18 protein-coding genes are annotated in these 16932 nt (G+C 73.8%); 4 read left to right on the top strand and 14 right to left on the bottom strand.

What is annotated here, in order from left to right; translation table 11 throughout:
• Positions 1-54: 54 nt before the first annotated feature.
• The 3 genes from ACI797_RS26170 to ACI797_RS26160 form a co-directional block, all read right to left on the bottom strand.
• Positions 55-525 (bottom strand): nitroreductase/quinone reductase family protein, encoded by a 471-nt coding sequence (locus tag ACI797_RS26170; protein ID WP_456863147.1) that lies wholly within the window; start codon positions 523-525, stop codon positions 55-57.
• A gap of 149 nt (positions 526-674) precedes the next feature.
• Positions 675-1079: a hypothetical protein gene (locus ACI797_RS26165; RefSeq protein ID WP_456863144.1), complete on the bottom strand. Its 405-nt coding sequence runs from the start codon at positions 1077-1079 to the stop codon at positions 675-677.
• 102 nt (positions 1080-1181) lie between these two features.
• Positions 1182-1604, bottom strand: coding sequence for an SRPBCC family protein (locus tag ACI797_RS26160; protein ID WP_456863141.1), 423 nt, complete (start codon positions 1602-1604; stop codon positions 1182-1184).
• 120 nt (positions 1605-1724) lie between these two features.
• Between ACI797_RS26160 and ACI797_RS26155 the strand changes: the two genes are divergently transcribed.
• Positions 1725-2378 carry a hemerythrin domain-containing protein gene (locus tag ACI797_RS26155; RefSeq protein WP_456863138.1) on the top strand — a complete coding sequence of 218 codons (654 nt, stop codon included), beginning with the start codon at positions 1725-1727 and terminating at the stop codon, positions 2376-2378.
• Here ACI797_RS26155 and ACI797_RS26150 read toward each other — a convergent pair.
• The 4 genes from ACI797_RS26150 to ACI797_RS26135 all read right to left on the bottom strand — a co-directional run bounded on the left by ACI797_RS26150 (position 2359) and on the right by ACI797_RS26135 (position 7529).
• Positions 2359-4611, bottom strand: coding sequence for an ATP-binding protein (locus ACI797_RS26150; RefSeq protein WP_456863136.1), 2253 nt, complete (start codon positions 4609-4611; stop codon positions 2359-2361). The two genes, ACI797_RS26155 and ACI797_RS26150, sit on opposite strands and share 20 nt — an antisense overlap.
• Before the next feature lie 16 nt (positions 4612-4627).
• Positions 4628-4870, bottom strand: coding sequence for a hypothetical protein (locus ACI797_RS26145; RefSeq protein WP_456863133.1), 243 nt, complete (start codon positions 4868-4870; stop codon positions 4628-4630).
• A gap of 84 nt (positions 4871-4954) precedes the next feature.
• The gene (locus tag ACI797_RS26140; RefSeq protein ID WP_456863131.1) at positions 4955-6499 is read right to left on the bottom strand and encodes a long-chain-fatty-acid--CoA ligase; all 1545 of its coding nucleotides are present in this window, start codon (positions 6497-6499) and stop codon (positions 4955-4957) included.
• Positions 6500-6572: 73 nt separating this feature from the next.
• Complete coding sequence (locus tag ACI797_RS26135) at positions 6573-7529, bottom strand: NAD(P)H-dependent flavin oxidoreductase (RefSeq protein WP_456863128.1); 957 nt, start codon at positions 7527-7529, stop codon at positions 6573-6575.
• A gap of 141 nt (positions 7530-7670) precedes the next feature.
• Here ACI797_RS26135 and ACI797_RS26130 point away from each other — a divergent pair, with 141 nt between their 5' ends.
• Both ACI797_RS26130 and ACI797_RS26125 read left to right on the top strand, forming a co-directional pair.
• Positions 7671-9083: a DUF4407 domain-containing protein gene (locus ACI797_RS26130; RefSeq protein ID WP_456863124.1), complete on the top strand. Its 1413-nt coding sequence runs from the start codon at positions 7671-7673 to the stop codon at positions 9081-9083.
• Between the two features lie 87 nt (positions 9084-9170).
• Positions 9171-9746 (top strand): dihydrofolate reductase family protein, encoded by a 576-nt coding sequence (locus ACI797_RS26125; RefSeq protein ID WP_456863121.1) that lies wholly within the window; start codon positions 9171-9173, stop codon positions 9744-9746.
• Between the two features lie 6 nt (positions 9747-9752).
• Here the strand turns inward: ACI797_RS26125 and ACI797_RS26120 are convergent, their stop codons facing one another.
• Positions 9753-10619 carry a 2-oxo acid dehydrogenase subunit E2 gene (locus ACI797_RS26120; protein WP_456863117.1) on the bottom strand — a complete coding sequence of 289 codons (867 nt, stop codon included), beginning with the start codon at positions 10617-10619 and terminating at the stop codon, positions 9753-9755.
• Between the two features lie 162 nt (positions 10620-10781).
• Positions 10782-11588 (bottom strand): S1 family peptidase, encoded by an 807-nt coding sequence (locus ACI797_RS26115; RefSeq protein WP_456863113.1) that lies wholly within the window; start codon positions 11586-11588, stop codon positions 10782-10784.
• Positions 11589-11767: 179 nt separating this feature from the next.
• Here ACI797_RS26115 and ACI797_RS26110 point away from each other — a divergent pair, with 179 nt between their 5' ends.
• On the top strand, positions 11768-12100 hold the full coding sequence (locus ACI797_RS26110; RefSeq protein ID WP_456863109.1) for a hypothetical protein: 333 nt from the start codon (positions 11768-11770) through the stop codon (positions 12098-12100).
• A gap of 24 nt (positions 12101-12124) precedes the next feature.
• Here ACI797_RS26110 and ACI797_RS26105 read toward each other — a convergent pair whose 3' ends face one another.
• The 5 genes from ACI797_RS26105 to ACI797_RS26085 all read right to left on the bottom strand — a co-directional run bounded on the left by ACI797_RS26105 (position 12125) and on the right by ACI797_RS26085 (position 16628).
• Positions 12125-14680 carry an adenylate/guanylate cyclase domain-containing protein gene (locus ACI797_RS26105; RefSeq protein WP_456863105.1) on the bottom strand — a complete coding sequence of 852 codons (2556 nt, stop codon included), beginning with the start codon at positions 14678-14680 and terminating at the stop codon, positions 12125-12127.
• 81 nt (positions 14681-14761) lie between these two features.
• Positions 14762-14938 carry a hypothetical protein gene (locus tag ACI797_RS26100; protein ID WP_456863101.1) on the bottom strand — a complete coding sequence of 59 codons (177 nt, stop codon included), beginning with the start codon at positions 14936-14938 and terminating at the stop codon, positions 14762-14764.
• 59 nt (positions 14939-14997) lie between these two features.
• Positions 14998-15621: a hypothetical protein gene (locus tag ACI797_RS26095; RefSeq protein WP_456863095.1), complete on the bottom strand. Its 624-nt coding sequence runs from the start codon at positions 15619-15621 to the stop codon at positions 14998-15000.
• 81 nt (positions 15622-15702) lie between these two features.
• Positions 15703-16194, bottom strand: coding sequence for a hypothetical protein (locus ACI797_RS26090; protein ID WP_456863090.1), 492 nt, complete (start codon positions 16192-16194; stop codon positions 15703-15705).
• An 89-nt stretch (positions 16195-16283) separates the two neighbouring features.
• Entirely contained in the window at positions 16284-16628 is a 345-nt protein-coding gene (locus tag ACI797_RS26085; protein ID WP_456863087.1) for a nuclear transport factor 2 family protein, read from the bottom strand.
• Between the last annotated feature and the right edge of the window lie 304 nt (positions 16629-16932).

Raw genomic sequence — 16932 nt, 5'->3', positions numbered from 1 at the left:
GCCGGCCGTCCAGGAGTTGCCCGCCGTCCCGGGTTCTCAGCCCGTCCTGGGTTCTCAGCCGGTCCTGGGTTCGAGGACGACGACGGGGGTGTCGGTGGACCGCCCGCCCGCGTAGCCGTCGAGCTTCGGGTCGACGGCGCGCCAGCGCTGCCACAGCCGTTCGCGCTCGCTGCCTGCCGCGGCGCGGGCGCGGACGGGCCGCGGCTCCTGCCCGTCGAGCCGGACGACGGCGTCCGGGTGCGCCTGGAGGTTGAGCCACCACGCCGGGTGGCCCTCCTGCCAGCCGTTCATGGCGAGCAGGACGAGGTCGTCGCCGTCCTCGAGGTAGCCGAGGATGACGCTGCGCTCCTGCCCGGACTTCCGGCCCACCGCGGTGAGCCGCAGCGCGCCCCAGCCGCGCTTGTTCGCCGGCGTCCAGAGGAAGCGGCCGCCGCTGAGCCGGTAGAGCCCGCGGTGCACCCGCCAGGCGGCGCGGACGAACCACTTCGGCGGCACCCGCGGCGGCCGGGTCGGCGCAGCGCTCATGGCTCTCCCTCCCTCGCGGCGAGCGTTCCACCCGTCGGGCGCCGCGGGAAGGGACGGCAGCGCCGCGCAGTTCCGCGGTGTTCCTGCTGCTTCCACGGTGCTGCAGCACCGTGGAAGCAGCAGGAACACCGCGGAAGCGGTGGGGCCCGCTAGCTCGTGACCTCTTCCAGCGCCGGGGGCAGCGGTAGGCCGAGCAGCTGGATGAGGCGGGCGACGGTGTCCTCGACGAAGTCGTCGTCCGGGACCGTGTTGCCGTCCTCTGCCACCAGGTCGCGGACGTCCTCAGCGTGCGGCGCCCGGCCCAGCGTCCGCGACGCCCAGCGCACGAAGCCGTCGACCTCGGCGGGGACGTCGAGCGGCCGGCTGGCGTCGGGGTCGGCGAAGTAGTCCCGCGGCTGGATGCCGAGGTAGAAGCGGCCGAGCCCGGGCGGTGCCGGGCGGTAGTCGACGGTCGCGATGTCGCTGTCGTGGATGTCGAGGACCAGGTCGGGCGTGCCGTCGGCGCGCTCGCGCCACTCGCCGTCGCGGTAGATGAAGGTGCCGAAGTAGCCCACGGAGAGAGCGTGCGGGAGCGCCTCGGCCACGTGAGCGAGCCGCGCCGCACGGCACCTGCCGACCCGGACGCGGATCGCTGTCAGCAGATGACGACTGCAGCCTCAGCCGTCCTTCTCCAGCAGCTGCTTGAGCGTGACGAGGTCGCGGTCCATGCCGCGCCCGATCACCCACGTCATCACCGGGCCGAACGGGCCGGGCACCGTGAACTCGTACGACACGCGGGTGCCGTCGCCGTCCTCTTCGCACGTCAGGAAGCCGTCCGGGCGGACGGGACCGCCGGTCGTGTGGTAGTCCTGCCGGGACGGGGGCTCGTGCCGGGTGATCACGAACGGCGAGCGCATCTCGCGGCCCATCACCCGGCGCACCTCGACCCCGCGGGTGCCGACGCCGATCGGGCCGTCGTCCACCATCTCCGTGCGGACCAGGTCCCTCTCCCACTCGTGGTGCCGCGACAGGTCGGCGAGGTACTCGAAGACGGCGGCGCGGGGGCGGGCGACGACGACCTCGCGGCGGACCGTGCTCATGGGGCCGCAGTGTGCCGCCGCGCCGTCCGGCCCCGACAGGGACCAGCGTCCCGAACTGTGGGGGTCGGTGTGGGGCTGGTGTGGGTGTTCCGGGAGCCGGCGCGGCGACACGCTCTCCCCATGACCGAGACCGCCACCCTCACCGACACCCACGACATGTACGTCGTGCACCGGGCCTTCCGCCGCGAGTTCGGGCTCATGCCCGAGCTGGCCCGCACCGTCGCGCCGGGCGACACCGCCCGCGCCGCCGTCCTCGCCGACCACGGCCGCCGGATCCTGTTCGGCCTGCACCTTCACCACACCAGCGAGGACGACCTGCTCTGGCCCGAGCTGCTGAAGCGCTGCCCGCCCGACGCCGAGCTGATCAACCGGATGGAGGCGCAGCACGAGAACGTCCACTCGCTGATCGAGAACCTCGAGACGGCGATGACGCGCTGGGAGGCCGAGGCCCGGCCGGCGGTCACCGAGGAGGTCGCCGAGACCTTCGACGAGCTGAAGACGGCGCTGTTCGAGCACCTCGGCGAGGAGGAGCAGCACGTCCTGCCGATCGCCGCCCGCGCCTTCACCCAGTCCGAGTGGGACAACCTCGGCGAGAGCGGCTTCGCGAAGATGCCGAAGTCGGAGCTGCCGACGATGTTTTGGATGGTCGTCGAGGACGCCACCCCCGAGGAGGCGGCCGAGATGTACGCCAAGGTGCCGCCGCCGGTGCGGCTGCTGCTGAAGACCGTGTTCGCCCGCAAGTACAGGAAGTACGTCAGGCGGGTGCGCGGTTGATCCGCGCGGCGAGGTCGGGGACGTCGGCCGGCTCGAGCTGCCGGCCGCGTTCCCACGCCCGCCGGAAGGCGTCCTCGCCGAGTTCGGTGCGGACGTCGTTGAGCACCCGGCTCGCGTGCTCGGGGTCCGGGGGGACGGCGACGGTGGTGGCCGACGCCGTGGCCGCGGCGCCGAACAGCTCCGCGGCGAGCTCGGGCTGACCGCGCTCGGCGGCCAGCGCGCCCAGGTCGGGCAGCGCGTAGGCGGTGTTCCACGTCGTGCGGATGCTCGCCGCCAGCTGCACCACCTCGAGGAGGTGGGTGAGCGCGGCGTCGTCCTCGCCCCTGACCCTGGCGAGGGTGGCCTGCGCGTTGAGCACCGTCGCGAGGGTGAACGGACTGCCCAGCTCCCGAGCGATGCGCTCGGCCTCGTCGAGGACGGCGGGCGCGCCCGTCGGGTCGCCGGTGATGAACAGCCGCCGCGCCGTCAGCTGCGCGCCGTGCGCCTGCGCCCACCGGCTGCCCGCTCTGCGCGCGACCGCCTGGGCCTCGTCGGTCAGCCGGGTGGCGCCGGCGACGTCGCCGAGGAAGAGAGCCGCCGATCCGCCGAGGACGAGCGCCTCGGCGAGCAGTTCGTCGTCGCCGACCTTGGTGGCCTCCTCGACGGCACGGGCCGCCGGCTCGACGATGCCGGGGATGTCGCCGGAGGCGTAGCGCAGCGCGGCGATGCCGACGTGCAGGGCGGCACGCTCGAGGTCGTCGAGGACGTCGTCGGGCACGCGGGTCAGCCAGCCGAGCCCCTCCAGCGCGTTGCCGCGCAGCGCCCAGTACATCCAGGTGTCGACGCCGAGCAGCGCCGCGTCGCCGAACCGCCGCCGCTCGAGCAGGGCGGCGAAGGTGGCGCTGAGGTTGCCGTGCTCGACCTGCAGCCGGTCGAGCCACTCGCCCTGGGCGGGTCCCTTGAGGCCGGGGCGGGCGTCGGCGGCGAGGTCGAGGAAGAAGTCGGCGGCCGCGTCGGCGACGGCGCCGGTCTCGCCGGCCGCGGCGAGCTTCGCGGCGGCGTACTGCCGGATCGGCTCGAGCATGCGGTAGCGACCGGGCTCGGCGACGACCAGCGACTGCTCGACGAGCCCGCCGAGAGCGGGCAGGACGTCGCCGCCGCTGACCTGTTCGGCGGCCTCGAGGGGGAAGCCGCCGGCGAAGACGCTCAGCCGGCGCAGCAGCACCTGCTCGGCCGAGGTGAGCAGGTCGTGGCTCCAGTCGAGGGTGGCCCCGATGGTGCGCTGCCGGGCGGGCAGGTCGCGGGAGCGCGGCTCGGCGACGACCTGGTCGAGGCGGGCGAGCAGGGCGGCGGGGTCGAGGAAGCGGGCGTGCGCGGCGGCGAGCTCCAGCGCCAGGGGCAGGCCGTCGAGGCGGCGGCAGATGGCGGCGACGTCCGTGGCCGCGCTCGACAGCCGGATCTCCCGACCGGCGGCGCGGGCGCGGTCGAGGAAGACCTGGGCGGCGGGGGAGCGGCCGACGTCGTCCGGGTGGGTGCTCCCCGGCACCGGCAGGGGGGTGAGCGGGTACTCGCGCTCGGCGCGGATCCGCAGCGGTGCCCGGCTGGTGGCGAGCACGGTGAGGCCGGGGGCGCGGGCCAGGAGGTCGGCGACGTCGCCGGCGGCGTCGAGCACGTGCTCGAGGTTGTCGAGGACGACGAGGTGCTCCCGGTCGCCGAGCTGGGCGACGACGGCGTCGATGAGGGGGTCGGCGAGCTGGCGGACGCCGAGGGCACGGGCGAGCGTGGGGAGGACGAGGCGGGCCTCGGTGACGGGGGCCAGCTCGACGACGGTGACGTTCTCGTGCGCCCGAGCGACGTCGAGGGCAAGGGTGGTCTTGCCGACGCCGCCGGGACCGGTGAGCGTGACGAGGCGGGTGGAGCCGTCGCGGAGGAGCGCGCTGAGCTCGTCGCGCTCGCGGGTGCGGCCGATGAGGGGCGCGGCGGGGAGCGGAACTGAGCTGGTGACTGGGGTCTCGGCCGGCGCGGTCGGCCGGGCGGCGGCGGAGAGCGTGTCGCGGTCGGCATCGTCGAGGCCCAGGGCGTCGGCGAGCGCGCGGACGGTGTGCGGGTACGGGCGGCGCCGCTCGCCGCGCTCCAGCGCGCTGATCGCCTTGGCGGTGACGCCGGCGCGCTCGGCGAGCTCCTCCTGGGTGAGCGCGGCTCGCTCGCGGAACCGCCGCAGCTGCTCGGCGAACCCGCCCGCTCCCGCGCTCATCGGCGGGGAAGGTAGCTCAGCGGGGGACGCGCTTGTTTGGCAGCCGCTCCGGCAGGGCGCGGAAGCCGACCGAGCCGCGGTACTCGAACCGGATCGCGCCGCGCGGGTCGAAGACCTCGAACGGGCCGATCACGCGGAAGCTCGACCAGTCGGGTAGCTGGTCGGGCCCCTCCTCGAGGACCTTGCGCGTCAGGGCGCGGCGCAGCTCCGCTCGCGCGACGTAGTGGTGGACGTCCCGCAGCGCGGTCGTCGCTGTCACCATCTCCACGCTGACCTGGTCGGATGCACCGCACCCGAGGTGGACCTCCCCCGGACGAGGTGTCACCCGATCGGGTGAACGGCGTCAGTGCACGGCGCGCTCCTGCCCCTCCCAGTACGGCCGGCGCAGCTCGCGCTTGAGCACCTTGCCGGCCGCCGACAGCGGCAGCTGCTCGACGGTCTCCATCGAGCGCGGGGTCTTGTAGCCGGCGATCCGCCCGGCGCAGAACGCGCGCAGCTCCTCCAGGGTCACCGCCGCCCCGGCGGCCGGGACGACGACCGCGTGCACGCGCTCGCCCCACGTCTCGTCGGGGACCCCGATCACGGCGCAGGTCGCGACGGCCGGGTGCTGGCCGAGCACGTCCTCGACCTCCACCGAGTACACGTTCTCCCCGCCGGAGATGATCATGTCCTTGAGCCGGTCGGTGATGTACACGTAGCCCTCGTCGTCCATCCGGCCGCCGTCGCCGGTGTGCATCCACCCGCCGCGCAGCGCCTGGGCGGTCTCGTCCGGCCGGTTCCAGTAGCCCAGCATCACGTTGCCGCCGCGGACGACGATCTGCCCGACCTCACCGCGGGGCAGCTCGACGTCGTCCGGACCGACGATGCGCACCTCGGCGTGCGGGGTCGCGCGGCCGACCGAGCGGCGGTGCCGCGGGTCCTCGTGGTCCTCGGGGGTGAGCAGGGTGGCGACCGGCGCGAGCTCGGTCATGCCGTAGGCCTGCAGGAAGCGCGCGTTGGGCCACGCCTTGGTCGCGCGGCCGAGCAGCGCGTCGGACATGGGCGAGGCGCCGTAGAGCACCCGGCGGACGCTGGTGGTGTCGAAGTCGTCGAGCTGCGGGTGGTCGACGACCATCTGGATCATGGTCGGGACCAGCAGCAGGTCGGTCGTCCGGTGCTGCTGGACCGCGGTGAGGACGGCGACCGGCTCGAAGAACGGGATCATCACCTGGGTGCCGCCGACGACCACCCCGCCGACCCAGGCGCTGAAGGCGGCCAGGTGGAACATCGGCGCGGCGTGCAGGCCGACGCCGCCCTTGCCGTACTGCTCGACGGCGAGCACGCCGAACGACGACGTGAGCAGGTTGCCGTGGCTGAGCATCACGCCCTTGGACCGGCCGGTGGTGCCGCCGGTGTAGAAGATCCCGGCGAGCTCCGCGCCGCCGCGGCGGACGTCCTCCACCGGCTCGGAGCCGGCCACGAGCTCCTCGAAGGAGAGGGTGCCGTCCGGGGCGGCGCCGTCCCCGGCGTGCACGACGTGCTGCAGCCGCCGATGGGCCGCTCGGAGGGCGTCCAGGTAGCCGGCGAAGAAGTCGTCGACGACGAGGATGCGGGCGTCCACCTCGACGAGGGAGTCGGCGATCTCCGGCACGCTCCAGCGGATGTTGACCGGGACGACGACCCCGCCGGCCCACAGCGTGGCGCCGAGGAACTCGTGGAAGCGGTCCGAGTTCAGCGACAGGATCGCGGCCCGGTCGCCCTCGGCCAGGCCCAGCGAGCGCAGACCGGCGGCCAGGCGGGCGATCCGGTCGACCGACTCGGCCTGGGTGCGGGTCCGCTCACCGCAGACGGTGGCGACCTCGTGCGGGTGCTGCTGCACCGAGCGGTGCAGGCCCTGGGTGAGGTACATCGACGACCTCCCGGCATGGGTGGCGCCTCAGGGGCGCGGTGGACCGGAAGGCCGGGACAGGGCCCGATGGCCCTCAGGTCCGGGACGACGGGGCCACGGCGGCCATCAGCTCGGCGATGACCTCGGCTGCCGGGCGGACGGCGTCGACGGCCCCGACGCCGGTGCCGGCGTAGAGGGCCATGGCCGCGACGTCGCCGTCCACGCCGGCGAAGGGCGGCAGGCCGGCGTGGCGGGGGACGGGCACCTGCTGGCCGCCCATGGTCGCGGTGCCGACGACGTCCGCCGCCCCGGCGACCCGCTCCACCGCCGACCGCAGCACCCGGGCGCGGGGGCTGGTGGCGCACAGCGGGCAGACGGCGAAGGCGTCGGTGATCGTCGTGGCGTCGTCCCCGGCCTCGACGAGGGCCTGCTTGTAGAGCGGGTGCGCGCCCGACTCCGCCGTCGCGATGAAGCGGGTGCCGATCCGGGCGCCGTCCGCCCCGGTGCGTATCACCTCGGCGAAGGTGCCGGCGTCGCTGATGCCCCCGGCGGCGAGCACGGGGACGGCGACGACGTCGAGGACCTCCTGCAGGAGGGGGAACAAGGCGTCGTAGCCGCGGATGTCTCCGCCGGCCTCGTAGCCCTGCACCGTAACCATGTCGCAGCCGGCGTCGACGGCGGCGCGGGCCTCGTCGACCGAGCCGACCTGCCAGTTGACCAGCGCGCCGGCGGCGTGGGCGCGCTCGACGAGGGCGGGGGAGGGGTCGAACCAGAAGCAGTCGACGAGGCGGACGCGGGCGGCCGCGTCGGCGACGACGCCCGGGTCGACGTCCTCACCGGCGAAGTTGACCGCCAGGACGCCGCGGGTGCGCTCGAGCAGCCCGTCGACGCGCTCGAAGAGGAGCGACGGCGGGACGTTGAGGGCGGACAGGGTGCCGACGCCGCCGGCGTCGGCGACCGCCGCGACGAGCGGGGGCGCGGCGATCTCGCCCATCGGGGCCTGCTGGATCGGGACGGTGCAGCCGACCAGCTCGGTGAACCGGGTCTGCATGGGAGGGAACGGTCCGCTCGCGGACGACCCGGGTCAACCTCCTCACACGCCGGACCGTGCCGTTGGCCGCCGAGCCCGCCGATAGGGGAGAGAAGGTGGCGGATGCTCCTCGATCCCGCCGCCTGAGGAGGGGGCTAAGGGATGGCCAGACGGCGTGGACGGATCGGCAACTGGCTGGCGACGCTGGCGGGTGCGCGACCGGACATCCTCGAGTCGGCGCCCGGCGCCCGCGCGAAGTTCGTCGCGCTCGGCGGTGTGCTGCTGTCGACGGGCGGCCTCGCCGTCCTCTCCGCCGCCTTCGCGGTGCACATGGCGCTCGGCGCCTGGTGGGCGGTCGCGCTGCTGGTGGGCATCGGCTGGGGCTTCGTGATCGTCAACCTCGACCGGATGCTGCTGGTCGGGATGGCCCACGACGGCTCGCTGAAGCGCAACGTGCTCATGGCGGTGCCGCGGGTTGGCCTGGCCTTGGTCCTGGGCATCGTGATCTCGACGCCGCTGACGCTGCAGATCTTCCACAAGGAGATCGACACCGAGATCGTCGCGCTGCAGGCCGAGAAGTCCGACGAGTACAAGCGGTCGCTGGACGCCGATGCGCGCTTCGCCGGGCTGCCGGAGCTGCGCGAGCGGGTGGCGACCGAGCAGGCGGTCGTGGCCTCGGGCGGGCAGGCCGACCCCGACCTCGCGCTGCTGCAGGGCGAGGTGGCGACGGCGCAGACGGCGTACGACCAGGCGCTGGCGACGCAGCGGGAGCTGTCGGCCAAGGCGCAGTGCGAGCTCGACGGCACCTGCGGCACCGGCGACGCCGGCACCGGCGAGGCCTACGTGCAGGCCCGCGCGGCCGCTGACGCGCAGGCCGGCGTGGTCGCCTCGGCTCGCGCGGAGCTCGACGCGGCGATCGACGCGGTGTCGGGCGGTGCCCAGCGGGCGATGCAGCAGGCCGCCGCCGACCTGGAGACCGACCAGGCCGAGCTGGCCCGGCTGACCGAGGACCAGGCGGAGCTGCAGGCGGCGTTCGACGCCACCAACTCCGACAACACCGGCATGCTCATCCGGCTCGAGGCGCTGTCGCGGCTGACCGACTCGAACGCCACGATGGCCGCCGCGCACTGGATGCTGGCGCTGCTGTTCATCTGCATCGAGCTGCTGCCGGTGCTGATGAAGATGCTGCTCAACTTCGGCCCGAAGACGACGTACGACCGGCTGGCGGAGCTGCGCGACGACGGCGACCTGTCGGTGGAGGAGCTGCAGCAGGCGGCGCGCCGCGAGGTCGAGGAGGCGCAGCAGGAGCTGCTCGTCCTGGCCGAGAAGGAGCGCGTCGACCGGCAGAAGGAGGCGGTGCTGGAGCGCCGCCGGGCCCGGCTGGCCGCGGCCGCCGAGCGGGCGGTTGTGGGGGCGTCTCCGGAGATCCCGCAGCCCTCGCCGCCCGCCGATGACGACACGGCCCGCAAGCCGTGGGACACCGGCCCGATCTTCGAGCTGGCCCGCAACACCGCATCGCGGGCGCTGCGGCCGGTGCGCCGTCGGCCCACCGAGCGGGTGCCCGAGAGCGTCTGACCTCTGAATCGCTGAGGCCCGGAATCGACCTGATTCCGGGCCTCAGCCGTTCAACCGTTCCTGTGCGGTCGGAGTAGGAAAGGCGGTGTGCGGGACCTCGTCTACTACGTCGGCGTGACCATCGACGGCTTCATCGCCGGGCCCGACGACCAGATCGACTTCTACCCGATGTCGACGCCGTACGAGGAGTGGATGGCCGCCGAGCTCGGCGACGCGCTGCCCACGCACATCCGCCGGGCGCTGGGGATCGACGCGGCGCCCAACCGGCGCTTCGACACCATCGTCATGGGCCGGCGCACCTACGACCCCGCCCTGCAGGCCGGCATCACCAGCCCCTACGCCCACCTGCGCCAGGTGGTGGTGTCCCGCACGCTCGAGTCCCCGGACCCGCAGGTGACGGTCGTCCGCGACGACCCGGTCGCGGCGGTGCGCGCGCTCAAGCAGCAGCAGACAGGGCTGGACGTCTACCTCGCCGGCGGCGGGCAGCTGGCCGGCCAACTGCTCGACGAGATCGACCGCCTGGTGGTCAAGAGCTATCCGGTGGTCGCCGGCGCGGGCCGCACCGCCTTCGGGTCGCGGTTCGCGCCCACCCGGTTCGACCTCGACGACGTGCGGACCTTCCCGGGCGGGAACGCCGTCCTGTTCTACTCGCGCGCGCGCTGAGCGAACTCAGCGGGCGTCAGCGCTTGCGACCTGACGGTCCGCGTCGGCGGACGACGCCGGGGTCCTGGAGGCGACCGGCAGGCCGGCACCGCTCTCGATGTGGGCGAGGAGCCGCTCGACGAAGCGCGCGGCCGGGGCGCCGTCCACCACGTCGTGGTCGAAGGCGATGGTGAGGTTGAGGACGTCGCGCGGCTCGACCCGGTCCCCGACGACCACCGGCTTGCGGACGAGCCCGCCCACCAGCAGGTCGAGGGTGTGGCCGTTCGGGGCGAGCGCCCACCCGCTGTGCCGGCCGAACATGCCGACGGCCGAGAGGCCCACGGTGCCGCCCATGCTCGCCAGCCGCTCGGGAGCGCGGCGCGCGGAGTACCGCAGCAGGGCCGCGAACAGCCTGGCGACGGGGCCGGGCAGCAGCATCAGCCGGTGGAGCAGCGGGGGCATGCCCTTGGCGTCGGAGGCGGGCCGCGCTTGCACCTCGCGGATCTCGCGGCTGATCTCCAAGTAGGGCCGCCGGTCGGTCCGCCGGACGACGTGACCGGTGGGCACGCGGACGCCGTCCACCTGCCGCTCGATCATGACCAGGACGTCGACGTCGTCGGGCACCGCGAGCCGGCGACGGCCCTTGCGCATCGCGTGGACCGTCCGGTCCTCGCTCACGGCGCGCCCGATGCAGAGGGCGAGGTACCCGGTGAAGGACAGCTGCTCGTCGGTCCGGGACTCGTACTCCCTGATCAAGGTGCGGGGCGTGGTCACGTCGACCTCGACGAGCCCGTAGACCCAGTGCCGCCACCAGATCATGTCGATGAGGTTGGGTGTCTCGCGCCTGCCCGCCGGCAGGTCGAGGACCGTGACGCCTCCGCGGTCGCGCTCCATGGGGACTCCTGTGCCCGTGGCCGGTTCGCCGTGCTCCCGCCCCGGATCATCCGCCGGACACCCCACCCCCAGCAGGGATGTCCGCGCGGCGTCCCCGTTCTCGACCGACGCAGGACCTGACGGCGGCCGCCCGGCCTCTCGGAGACCGGGCGGCCGCTGTGTTCAGTTGGAGCGGATCTGCTCTTCGAGCCAGGCCAGGACCTCGGGCAGGTCGATCCGCTGCGAGTAGGTGACACCCGCGCAGTTGCCGTTCGTCACGAACGAGTTGACCGCGAGCACGACGTTCGTCCCGCCCAGGAAGTCGGCCCCGCCCGAGTCGCCGAAGCAGGTGCCGCCCCGGCCCTGCGCCGGGTTGGCGGTCAGCTTGATGAACATGCCGCTGATGCTGTTCTCGCTGGCCACCAGCCGCGAGGGGGCGTAGTAGCGGGTGAACGTGCCGACCCACTGCGGCGGACCGCCGCCGACCACGCGCTCCTGCACCCCATAGCCGACGATGTCGACGGGCGTCCCCATGCCGAGCGTGTCGACGAAGCCGGCCTCGGGCAGCGCCGCGAACTCGGTCACGTCCGCCGCCTCGTCCAGGACGACGACGCCGACGTCATAGCTGGCAAAGCGGGTCAAACCCGATCCGCACTCGATGCAGAAGTCCGGATAGGTCTCCGGCGTCCCGGTGATGAACGGCCCGTTCGCCAGGAAGTCGGCGATGGGCGCCGTGCCGCGGTCGACGTGGGTCTCGAACGTGACCCACGCCTGCGTGGCGCCGTCGGTGCAGTGCCCGGCGGTCAGGACGACGGTGGGGCTCAGCAGGGAGCCGGTGCAGCGCCAGTACGTGCTGCCGTCGGTGAAGATCAGCAGCCCCTCGTAGGGATGTCTGTTCCCGTCCGGGACGCCGTTGGTGACGGCCTGCGCGGGGCCGGCAACCGCCATCAGCCCCAGCAACGCGGCGAACAGGACGATCAGTCTGCGCATGTGGTCCCCCTCGGTTGAGCGCAGGACCCCCGTGTGGCCGAGCACCACGCCGTGCTCCACCGGATGTGTCGTACCAACCGCGGGCAGTGACGTCAATACGGACGGGACCGGCCGGTATCGGTGAAAGGGGTCGCGGGTCGGCCGCCGTTCTGTCGGCGGCTGCGCCCACGATGTGCCGCATGGGTTCGCGTCAGCCGGTCCGCATCACGGTCACGGTCGAGGGCGACCTCGATCCCACGACGGTCAAGGCGGAGGCGTTCAGCTTCGCGCTCGCCAGCGTCCCGGACGACGGCGAGGGCGGCGAGATGACCGAGCGGGCGGCGAGCCACCTCGCCGGCAGCCTGCGCGCGTCGGCGCAGGTGCTCGTCATGGCCGCGGACGTCGGCAGCCTGCTGGAGGCGGTCCTGCCGTCGTTCGAGGCCCGGAGGAACGGCGGCTTCCGCTTGGGGGTCGACGCGCCGGGGCTGGGTCCGGAGGACGGCGGCGCCGAGTTCGTCGACTGGGGCGACTGAGCCGCTGACGGTGGGCCTTCCTCCTCACGAGGCCGGGGCGACCGCCTCGAGCGTCCGGGCGAGGGCGTCCTGCAGCGACCACGATGCGCCCTCCGCCGCAGCCGCCCGGTACGCGTCCTCGCCCAGCTGGTCCCGCGCCCGGGCGGCCAGGTCGTCGAGGAGCAGGGGAAGGGCGGGGGAGAGCGGTGACCCGATGACCTCGCGCACCGCGGCCGCCGCGCCGAGGGCGCGGGCCGCGACCTCCGGGTGTCCGTCGGCCAAGGCGAGCGCGGCCAGGCCCTCCAGCGAGTGAGCCGTGCTCGCTCGCTGACCGGCGCGCCGGCACGCCGTCACGCCGTCGAGGATCGAGCCTCGAGCGGCGTCGACGTCCCCACGGGCGGCGAGCGTGAGGCCGCGGAGGTTGCTGGCCTGGCCGACCAGGGCGTCGTCCCCGATGCTGTCGCCGAGTTCAGCGGCCGTGGCGTAGTGCCGCTGGGCGGCCTCGAGGTTGGAACTCAGCAGCGCCACGTCGCCGCTGGCGATCTCCATGTGTGCCTGGCCGAGCTCGTGGTGCAGCGCGGTGTAGCGGGTGAGCGCGTCCTCGACCAAGGCCGCCGCGTCCTCCAGCGAGTGGTCGGCGATGGCGAGGTAGATGCCCGCGACCGCGGCCGCCGCTTTGTCGTATGCGTGCGCGTCGTCGTCCGGGAGCAGCGCCCTGCCCTCGGGGAGCATCGAGCGGACGGCCTCGAAGTCGCCGAAGATGCTGCCGATGAAGGCGCGGAGTACGAGCAGCCGGCCCCGTACCTCCGGGGCGGCGCCGTCGGCCCGCTCCAGCGCCCGGTCCAGCCACTTCGCCGCCTCGCGCTCGTCGTCGCGGCGCGTCCGGTACGACAGGCTGTCGCGGAGCAGGAGGGCGGCGGTGCCGACGTCGCCGCTCCCGATCGTGCGCTTCAGCACGGCGCGGAGGTTGGCCAGCTCCGCGTCCAGCTGGTCGGCGCGGGTCCGGTGCTCGCGCCCGGTCGCGGTCACCAAGCCCTCCACCAGGTCGACGATCCACCCGGTGTGGCGGCGCTCGATCTCGGCGCGGTCGGGGGAGGCGGCCAGCTTCTCGGCCGCGTAGGCGCGCACCGTCTCGAGCATGTCGAGCCGCTCCTCGCCCGAGCGGACGAGGAGGCTGGCGTCGAGCAGGGCCGAGAGGCAGTCGAGGACGTCGGTCGCACAGACGGTCTCCGCGGCGTCGATGGTCCAGCCGCCGGAGAAGACGGCGAGCTGGGCGAAGATCTCCCGGTCGGGCGGGCCGAGCAGGCCGTAGCTCCAGTCCATGGTGGCGCGCAGCGTGCGCTGCCGGTCGGGGAGGTCGACCGGGCCGCCGGCGAGGAAGTCGAGCTGGCGGACGAGGCGGTCGAGCAGCGCGACGGGCGGCAACAGGCGGACCCGGGCGGCGGCCAGCTCGATGGCCAGCGGCAGGCCGTCGAGGCGGTGGCAGATCTCACTCACCGCTTCGAAGCTCAGGGAGTCGAGGGTGAAGCCGGGGCGGACGGCGCCGGCGCGGTCGGCGAACAGCCGCACGGCGGGCGCCTGGGGGAGGGTGCCGAGCGGGTACTGCTTCTCCGACCGCAGCCGCAGGAGCTGCCGGCTGGTGACCAGGGCGACGGTGGTGGGGACGGCGTCGAGCAGCGCCGCCAGGTCGGTCGCCGCGGCGGCGACCTGCTCGACGTTGTCCAGGAGCAGCAGCGTCCGGTCGTCGCCGAGCGCCGTCCCGATGGCGTCGATCACCTCGGTGCCGCGCTCCCGCGGGGCGCCGGCGGCGTCGGCGATGGTGGGCAGCACGAGGGCGGGGTCGGTGACGGCGCTGAGCGGCACCCAGACGGCGCCGCCGGGGAAGTCGTCGGCGACGGCGTGGGCGGCCTCGAGGGCGAGGCGGGTCTTGCCGACGCCGCCGGCCCCGGTGACGGTGACCAGCCGGGTGTGCGGGTCGCGCAGCATCTCGGTGAGCGCGGCGAGGTCGTCCTCGCGGCCCATGAGCTCGCCGGGTGGTTCCGGGAGGCGTTGCTCGCGGTGGGTGCGCGGCGGTGGGAACTGCGTGGGCAGCCCATCTATGTCGAGTTGGAAGAGCGGTGCGGGCCGTGGGAAGTCCTTGAGCCGGTGGGTGCCGAGGGAGCGCAGCGCGGTGCCGGCGGGTAGCTGCTCGTCGACGAGGGCGGCGGTGGTGTCGGACAGAAGGACCTGACCGCCCGAGGCGGCTGCGGCGATGCGGGCGGCGCGGTGGACGTCGAGGCCGACGTAGCCGCCCTCGCCGGGGGTGGCCTCGCCGGTGTGCAGGCCCATACGCACGGCGATCGTGCCTGTGCTGAGGGCCCGCTGGGCGTCGGCCGCGGCGGCGACCGCCTGCGCGGCGGTGGGAAAGGCCACGAAGAAGGCGTCGCCCTGGGTGTCGACCTCTCGACCGCCGTGCCGGGCGACCACGGCGCGCAGCTTCTGCCGGTGGTCGTGGAGGGCTTGCCTGTACGCCGCGCGGTCCTCCCGCACCAGCCGGGTCGAGCCCGCGATGTCGGTGAAGAGGAAGGTCACCGTGCCGGTGGGCAGCGCCGCGTCGTCCACGCTGATCGCCTCCCGGGCCGGTGACCCGACCAGCGTCGGCGTCCCCGCTGCGGCGTTGCCAGGGCCCGAGGGCCCGAGCGGTTAGCGCCGGCGAGTGAGGTCCATCGGGATCACGTCGGCCTGCCGGGGGATCGTCCGCGGCGGGAGGTGGTCGCGGCACCAGCGCTCGCAGTCGGCGAGCAGGTTGCCGGTGGAGATGGGGCGCGGCGCACTGAGGGCGGCCAGTCGGTGGTCGGCGGGCAGAGCAGGGTGGAGCATGCCGTCCTCTCGGTTCCCGGGGCCGCTGTTCTGGTGGCCCCGGTTTCCTATCGGCAGGCTCAGACCGTCTCAGGGACCCCCAGGTGAGCGAGCACGAGGTCCATCTCGGCGACGTCGTGGATCTTGGCGCCCATGGCCTGGGCGAACTGCTCGCGCATCATGCGAGCCTGCTTGCGGACCAGGTCGAGCGCCTCACGGGTCTCGAAGCAGGTGACGCTGACGGTGCGGCCGTTGCGGCGGTCGACCATCATGCTCAGGCTGCAGAAGCCGGGCAGGGCCTCGAGCTTGGGCATGAGGTTGACGCGGTAGGCGTCGAGCAGGTCCTTGAGGTGGTTGGGCTGGATGCGCGCCCAGGTCACCTGCGCGCCGCCGGTCTCGCCGCTGGGGTGGTCGCGGTGGACGACGGCGATCTCCCACTCCTGCACCTCGGGGTGCTCCCCGCCGAGCGCGAGGGCGAACTTGTTGCGAACGGGCTTCAGGCTGTCGGCGGTGGCGCGCATGGCCTCGGCGGTGGTCCAGGACGTCGTGGCGATGCAGCGGCCGCTTTTGCGGTCGGCGAGCATCGAGACGCCCATGCAGCCTTCGGTGCGGTCGAGGGTCGGCATGACGTTGTCGCGCAGGAAGGCGATGCCGGCGTCGATGGCGTTCGGATCGGCGTGGACGGTGGTCGACCGGGCGTACATGCGTCCCCTCTCGCAGGCGGTGGCGCACACGCTCTCGCTGTCGGGGTCCGCTGTCCAGTGCGGGCTGCTGCTTGGTCCCCGTCAGACGCGAGTGGCGAACCCGATCATCAGGAAGAACAGCCAGAAGACGACGGCGACGTTCCCCACGACGAGGCCGGCCACGGCCTGCCCCCGGCGAGCGTGACGCCCGGACATGGCCACGGCCGAGAGGACGAGCCCGAGCAGGGCCGACAAGGGCCCGAGCCAGGCGAGGAGCACGCCCAGGAACCAGAAGAGGCCGTCGAGCGCAGCGAACAGGAGGGCGAGAAGGGGCAACGCGAATCCGCCGACGCTCAGAGTGAGGCCCCAGGAGCTCAGCTTCGTGGGCTTCTCGGCACCCTCCCGCACCGGCGTCGCCACGGGCATCGGCGCAGGGACCGCGTAGTAGCCCATCGGCGCCGAGTAGCCGGGCGGCACGACCCAGTAGCCCGGCGGCGCGTGGTGCGGGGGAGGTGGGGAGCCCGGAGGGACGTTCGGCGGGCCGGCCGGCCTCGGCTCGTCCGGCCGCGCGCCTTGCTCCTCGTGGGGCTCCATGCGGTCAACGTCGATCACCATCAACTGACACGTCAACGTGGACGCGTCGCGGGTCACCCGTTGGTGCGGCGCGACCCCTGATCTCGGGCTCAGGCAGGCGAAACGGAGAAGGAGACGGTGTGCTGCCGGATCTTCCCGTCGGTGAAGACGAACGTGTCCACGCCGTCGTCGATCCGGCCCTGGGGCGAGATGGCGTTCCAGTGCAGCAGGAGGGCGTCCCCGGCGTACACGGTGGAGTCTTGGGCCCACTTCGCGTCCGGCAGGGCGCCGACCGCGGCGGAGAACCAGCCGCCGATGGCATCCCGTCCCTCGAAGACGCCGTCGGCGGTCACAGGGACGGCGTCGTCGGTGTAGTCCTCCATCACGGCGGGCACGTCCCCGGCGACGAGCGCGCCCCAGTGGTGCGCGAAGACGTCCTGCGGCGTGCTGGTCATGTGCGTCGCCCTTCTCGTGGTGGGACGCAAGGATTCGGCACCCGACGTGCCATGAGGAGACGTTCGGCGACCGGTCCGCCGAGGACCGTCCGCTCGTCTCGGTCATTTGCCGAGAACGTCATGGTGCTGCAGGACCAGCTCCGGCTCGTCCTCGAAAAGGTCGGCAGCGGTCCACTGCTTGAGCTCGACGACGACGTACGAGGGGCCGCTGCGCCGCGGGGGGGGGGGGGGGGGGGGGGGGGGGGCGGGCCGGGGCCGCCCCCCGCGCGGGGGTTGACACATCCCCAAACACCCCCCCCCACCC

Source organism: Geodermatophilus sp. SYSU D00691, from assembly GCF_054050275.1.
The sequence above is the reverse complement of the archived record's forward strand: the minus strand, read 5'-3'. Positions and strand labels throughout refer to the sequence as shown.